The sequence below is a fragment of the Micromonospora sp. CV4 genome, assembly GCF_003667455.1.
Classification (GTDB): Bacteria; Actinomycetota; Actinomycetes; order Mycobacteriales; family Micromonosporaceae; genus Micromonospora.
Map to the genome: position 1 here is coordinate 1 of NZ_RCVI01000118.1, position 5,184 is coordinate 5,184.

7 protein-coding genes are annotated in these 5,184 nt (G+C 75.1%); 3 read left to right on the forward strand and 4 right to left on the reverse strand.

The window, feature by feature from the left end; translation table 11 throughout:
- Positions 1-249, forward strand: a 249-nt coding sequence (locus EAD98_RS30840; RefSeq protein ID WP_199723203.1) for a hypothetical protein, incomplete at its 5' end; no start/stop codon positions are given.
- Positions 250-292: 43 nt separating this feature from the next.
- Here EAD98_RS30840 and EAD98_RS01175 read toward each other — a convergent pair.
- The 4 genes from EAD98_RS01175 to paaK are packed head-to-tail and all read right to left on the reverse strand — an operon-like array spanning position 293 to position 3,753.
- Positions 293-859 carry a dienelactone hydrolase family protein gene (locus tag EAD98_RS01175; protein ID WP_121652238.1) on the reverse strand — a complete coding sequence of 189 codons (567 nt, stop codon included), beginning with the start codon at positions 857-859 and terminating at the stop codon, positions 293-295.
- Between the two features lie 55 nt (positions 860-914).
- Positions 915-2,021 carry a nucleotide disphospho-sugar-binding domain-containing protein gene (locus tag EAD98_RS01180; RefSeq protein WP_121652239.1) on the reverse strand — a complete coding sequence of 369 codons (1,107 nt, stop codon included), beginning with the start codon at positions 2,019-2,021 and terminating at the stop codon, positions 915-917.
- Positions 2,022-2,030: 9 nt separating this feature from the next.
- Positions 2,031-2,414 (reverse strand): hydroxyphenylacetyl-CoA thioesterase PaaI, encoded by a 384-nt coding sequence (paaI, locus tag EAD98_RS01185; RefSeq protein WP_121652243.1) that lies wholly within the window; start codon positions 2,412-2,414, stop codon positions 2,031-2,033.
- A gap of 31 nt (positions 2,415-2,445) precedes the next feature.
- On the reverse strand, positions 2,446-3,753 hold the full coding sequence (paaK, locus tag EAD98_RS01190) for a phenylacetate--CoA ligase PaaK (RefSeq protein ID WP_121652240.1): 1,308 nt from the start codon (positions 3,751-3,753) through the stop codon (positions 2,446-2,448).
- A gap of 300 nt (positions 3,754-4,053) precedes the next feature.
- On the opposite strand from paaK, the gene EAD98_RS01195 reads away from it, so the two are divergent.
- On the forward strand, positions 4,054-4,236 hold the full coding sequence (locus tag EAD98_RS01195) for a hypothetical protein (protein WP_121652241.1): 183 nt from the start codon (positions 4,054-4,056) through the stop codon (positions 4,234-4,236).
- 106 nt (positions 4,237-4,342) lie between these two features.
- Complete coding sequence (locus EAD98_RS01200; RefSeq protein ID WP_121652242.1) at positions 4,343-5,101, forward strand: trans-aconitate 2-methyltransferase; 759 nt, start codon at positions 4,343-4,345, stop codon at positions 5,099-5,101.
- The last annotated feature ends 83 nt before the right edge of the window (positions 5,102-5,184 follow it).

Consider the following 5,184-nt stretch of genomic DNA (forward strand, 5'->3'; position numbering starts at 1 on the left):
GCCCCGACCCGCACGGCGCAGGTGACCACGCCGGCGCTGCGCTCCATCGCGGGCGGCGACCGGAGCCCGGGCGTGTACCGGACGCCGGCACCGGTCCCGGCGGCGCCCGTCGTGCCGGAGTCGTCCGTGCCGCGGCCCCTGCGTCGGCGCGGCGCGCTGACCGTCGTCCGTGCCGCGCCCGGCGTGGCACGCGCCGTACCGCGCCCGCCGTTGATACACCCGCTGGGCGGGCTCGCCGCGTCCGCGTGACCCACGACCCCGCCCGGGAGCAGCTGCTGGACGCCCTCGACGCTCAGGCGGCGGCGAGGAAGGCCAGCACCCGTGGCCAGGTCATCGCGGCGGCGTCGGGGGCGTACTCGGCGACGTCCGGGTCGGTGAACAGGTGCCCCACGCCCGGGTAGCGGAACACCGTCAGGTCGGCGCCGGCGTCGGTCATCGCCCGCTGCCACTCGTCGACCTCGTCCGGCGCGTCGTACGGGTCGGGGTCGGCGAGGTGCAACTGCACCGGCAGCCCGGAGCGGACGGCTTCCGGCGCGCCACCGGTGCCGTGCAGAAGGAGCAGACCGGCGGTGTCGGGGCGCTCGGCCAGGAGCGCCCCGGCCACGCCGGCGCCCATCGAGAACCCGGCGAGCACGGTCTCCGCCGGCAGCTCCCGCAGCGCCGCCCGGGCCCGGTCGAGCACCACCTCCTGGCCGATCTTGTCGAGCAGCGCGAAGCCCTCCTCGACGGTGTCGGCGGCCTGGACGCCGTAGAGGTCGGGAGTGACGACCCGGTGCCCGGCGGCGCGCAGCCGGTCCGCGGCGGCGCGCACGGCGGGCCGCAGCCCGTACACGGAGTGGAACAGCACGACGTGTCGCATCCGGTCATCCTGCCCCAGCTGGACGGCAGTGCGGCGTGGGCACGCGGGGCGGCCGTCAGACCAGCGCGGCCAGCCGGGCCACCAGCTCGGACGGCGGCGGCATCGCGGCGATCTCGCGGCCGACCTGCCCGGCCGCGGTCCGCAGGCCGTCGTCGGTGAGCAGCCGGGTCAGCGCCTGCGGGGTGATGTCGCGGGGGCGCAGTGCCAGGCCGGCGCCTCGACGGGCCACCAGCTCCGCGTTGTGCCGCCGGTCCCCCGGACCGACGGTGGCCAGCTGCGGCAGGCCGGCGGCGAGGGCGCCGAAGGCGCTGCCCGCCCCGCCGTGGTGGACCAGCGCCGCGCTCGCCGGCAGGGCCTCGTCGAGCGGGATCCAGTCGACCACCCGGACGTTACCGGGCAGCACACGGGTCGAGCGCCGGTCCGGCCGGACCAGCACGATCTCGGCGTCCACCCGGGCGGCGGCCGCGACCACGGCGGGCATCGGCCCCCGGTCGCCGGGGCCGGTGAGGGTGCTGCGGGTGACCAGGATCCGGGGCCGGTCGCCCGGCTCGCGCAGCCAGGCCGGCAGCTCGCCGCCGCCGACGTAGGAGGTGTACCGCATCGGCCAGCCGTCCTGCGTGGTCACGCTGGGCGGGGCCACGGCGAGGGCCGCGGCGGGCGGAGGCAGCTCGGTCAGGCCGTGCCGGCGCAGCGCGGCGCCGAGCCGGGCGCTGGTGGCGCGGACCAGGTCCCGGCCGTCGAAGAGGGCGTTCTCCTGCCGGACCGCCGGCACACCCAGCCGGGCGGCGGCCACCGCGCCGGCCACCGCGAACGGCTCGTGCAGGACCAGGTCCGGATGCCACCGGGTGGCCAGCGCGACGACCGGGTCGGTGAGCTGGTCGTTGAGTGCCCCGAAGAGCAGGCCGGCGCCTCGGGTGCCGGCCGTGCCGGCCAGCTCGGCGCGAGCGATGAGCGGGTGGCGCGGCAGCACGCGCAGCGCGATCCGGCCGAAGTCGAAGCCCGGCGCCACGTCGTGCACCGGCAGGCCGGCGTCGGCGGCCGCCAGGCCACCGCCACCGGTCGCCAGCAGCACGTCGTGGCCAGCGTCACGCAGCGCGACGGCGAGCGGCACCAGCGGGAAGACGTGGCCGACGAGCGGCGCGGAGACCACCAGGACACGCATGGACGGATCCTATGTCGACGGTGGCGCCGCCGGTGTCCGGCTGCGGCCCCGGAACTCCGCGACCACCTCGCCGTCGTCCCGGGTGACCGTGACGTCGTAGATGCCGCTGCGGCCGTAACGGGTGCGTTCGGTGGCGCGGGCGGTGAGCAGGTCCCCGCCGCGGGCCGGCCGGACGAAGGTGATCTCACCCCCGGCCGCGACGGTGACCGGGCCCCGGCTGTTGCAGGCCAGCGCGAAGGCGGTGTCGGCGAGCAGGAAGACGAAGCCGCCGTGGGCGATCGCGTGACCGTTGAGCATCCACTCGGTCACCCGCATCCGGGCCACCGCCGCGCCGTCGGCGGCCTCGACCAGCTCGATGCCGAGGCCGCGCGAGGCCGCGTCGGCGGCGAACATGTCGTACGCCGGGTTGCGCTGTTCCGCCACGTCAGCCGGCCCGCCGCTGGTCAACGATGCGCCGCATCTTGCCCACCGAGCGCTCCACCCCGTCCGGGGCGAGCACCTGCACCGCCACGCTCACACCGATGGTGTTCTTCACCAGCTCCACCAGGGTCGCGCCGGCACGCTCGGCGGCGTCCAGCGCGACCTCGGCCCGCCGTTCGACCCGCACCGTCAGGGTGTCCAGCCGGCCCTGCCGGTCGAGTACGCACTGGAAGTGCGGCGACAACTGCGGGGTCCGCAGGATCAGCTCCTCGATCTGGGTCGGGAAGATGTTCACCCCCCGCACGATCATCATGTCGTCCGTCCGGCCGGTGATCTTCTCGATCCGGCGCATCGGGCGGGCGGTGCCCGGCAGCAGCCGGGTCAGGTCCCGGGTCCGGTACCGGACGACCGGCATCGCCTCCTTGGTCAGCGAGGTGAGGACCAGCTCGCCCTGCTCGCCGTCGGGCAGCACCGCCCCGGTGACCGGGTCGATGATCTCCGGGTAGAAGTGGTCCTCCCAGAGGTGCAGCCCGTCCTTGGTCTCCACGCACTCGGTGGCCACACCCGGGCCCATCACCTCGGAGAGCCCGTAGATGTCGACCGCGTGGATGTCCAGCCGGTGCTCCATCTCCCGGCGCATGTCCTCGGTCCACGGCTCCGCGCCGAAGATGCCCACCCGCAGCGAGGTCGTCCGGGGGTCGACGCCCTGGCGCTGCATCTCGTCCACGATGGCCAGCATGTAGCTGGGCGTGACCATGATGACCTCGGGTTCGAAGTCGCGGATCAGCATGACCTGGCGTTCGGTCATGCCACCGGAGACCGGGATGACCGTGCAGCCCAGTTCCTCGGCGCCGTAGTGCGCGCCGAGCCCACCGGTGAACAGCCCGTAGCCGTACGCCACGTGCACCCGGTCGCCCGGACGCCCGCCGGACGCACGGATCGACCGGGCCATCAGCCGGGCCCACGTCCGCAGGTCGTCGCGGGTGTAGCCGACGACGGTCGGCCGGCCGGTGGTGCCCGAGGAGGCGTGCAGCCGGGCGACCCGCTCGCGGGGCACGGCGAACATGCCGAACGGATAGTTGTCCCGCAGCTCGGCCTTGCCGGTGAACGGGAAGCGGGCCAGGTCGTCGAGGTCCCGGCAGTCGTCGGGGTGCACCCCGGCCGCGTCGAACGCCCGGCGGTAGTGCGGGACGTTGTCGTACGCGTGCCGCAGCGACCAGCGCAGCCGCTCGCGTTGCAGGTCGCGTAGCTCGTCGATGCCGGCTCGCTCGATCGGCTCCAACTCCTCGGGCCGAGGGGTGCGGTCCTGCATGCCTGCCTCCTGTCCACCGGGCACGGCCGGTTCCACACCGGCCGACCCGGGTAAGGTACGCCGCGCCGGTCAGGGGTTCTCCGGGCGTCCACCAGGGTGTGCCCGGTCAGCCGGGTGTCGGCAACCGGTGCGGCGCGGCCAGTCCGGGGTGGCCTCGGCGTCGGTCAGCGCACCCGCCAGCACCTGGTCGTGGGTGGGCCGGAGTCGGGCTCTTCGCCGGCAACCCGCTCGGCGGCGGGGCGGTCGGGCGGTCGGGCGGCTGACAGGTCCCTGTCGCGCACCCTCGTCAACGTCCTGGCGGTGCTCACCGCGCTGCTCGGCGGGTTCACGCTGACCGCGGCGGGCCCGGCGCCGACCATCGTCGCGCTGGTGCTGCCGGGCATTCGGCTTCCCACCGTGCCGCCGTCGCAGCTGCGCATCATGCGGTACGCCCAGCAGGCGCCCACCCGGCGCGGCGGTCGAAGCGCCGGGCCGGACGGATGACCGGCCCGGCGCCCCAGTGATCATCGCGTTGCCATTCTCTCGCAATTGCAAGTCATGTGCAACAAGGTCTGGACAGGCGACCGACGCCGTAACTAGCCTGATCGTCATGACTCCTTACATCACGGATGCGTCGGCGTGGCAGGAGAGCTGGGACCGCCAGCAGGAGGCGTACCTGCCGGACCGGGAGCACCGGTTCACCGCCATGCTCGACGCGGTGGACGCGGTCCGCGACGGCCGGCCACCGCGCGTGCTCGATCTGGCCGGCGGCACCGGCACCATCTCCCTGCGGACGCTGGCGCGGTTCCCCACCGCCGAGGTGACCCTGGTGGACCTCGACCCGGCGCTGCTGGCCATCGCCCGCGCCTCCCTCACGGACCGGGCCACAGTGGTCACCGCCGATCTCGGCGCCCCCGAATGGCTGTCGGCGCTGCCCCACCGCGAGTACGACGCCGTGCTCACCGCCACCGCGCTGCACTGGCTGCCGGCCGAGCGGCTCGGCCGGCTCTACGGCGAGATCCGCGACCTGCTGCGGCCGGGCGGGATCTTCGTCAACGCCGACCACATGCCCGACGACACCCTGCCGGAGCTGACCAAGCGGCTGCTCGACCGCGCCCGGGACCGGCGGGCCGCCCGGTACGCGGCCGGGTCGGTGCTGTCCTGGTCGGACTGGTGGGAACGGGCCGGCGCCGACCCGGTGCTCGCCCCGCTGGTCGCTCAGCGGCACGCCATCTACCCGACCGGGCACAGCCCCGAGTGGAACCCGCCGGTCTCCTGGCACCTGGCCACCCTGACCGCGGCCGGCTTCAGCGAGGTCGGCACGGTGTGGCGCGGCGGCCCGGACGCCGCGGTCGCGGCGGTGCGCTGACCGACCAACCCCGACGCCCGGCCGTCCCCGGCACCCACCTCTTATACACCTCTCCGAGCCCACGAGACTACGCTGCATCTCGT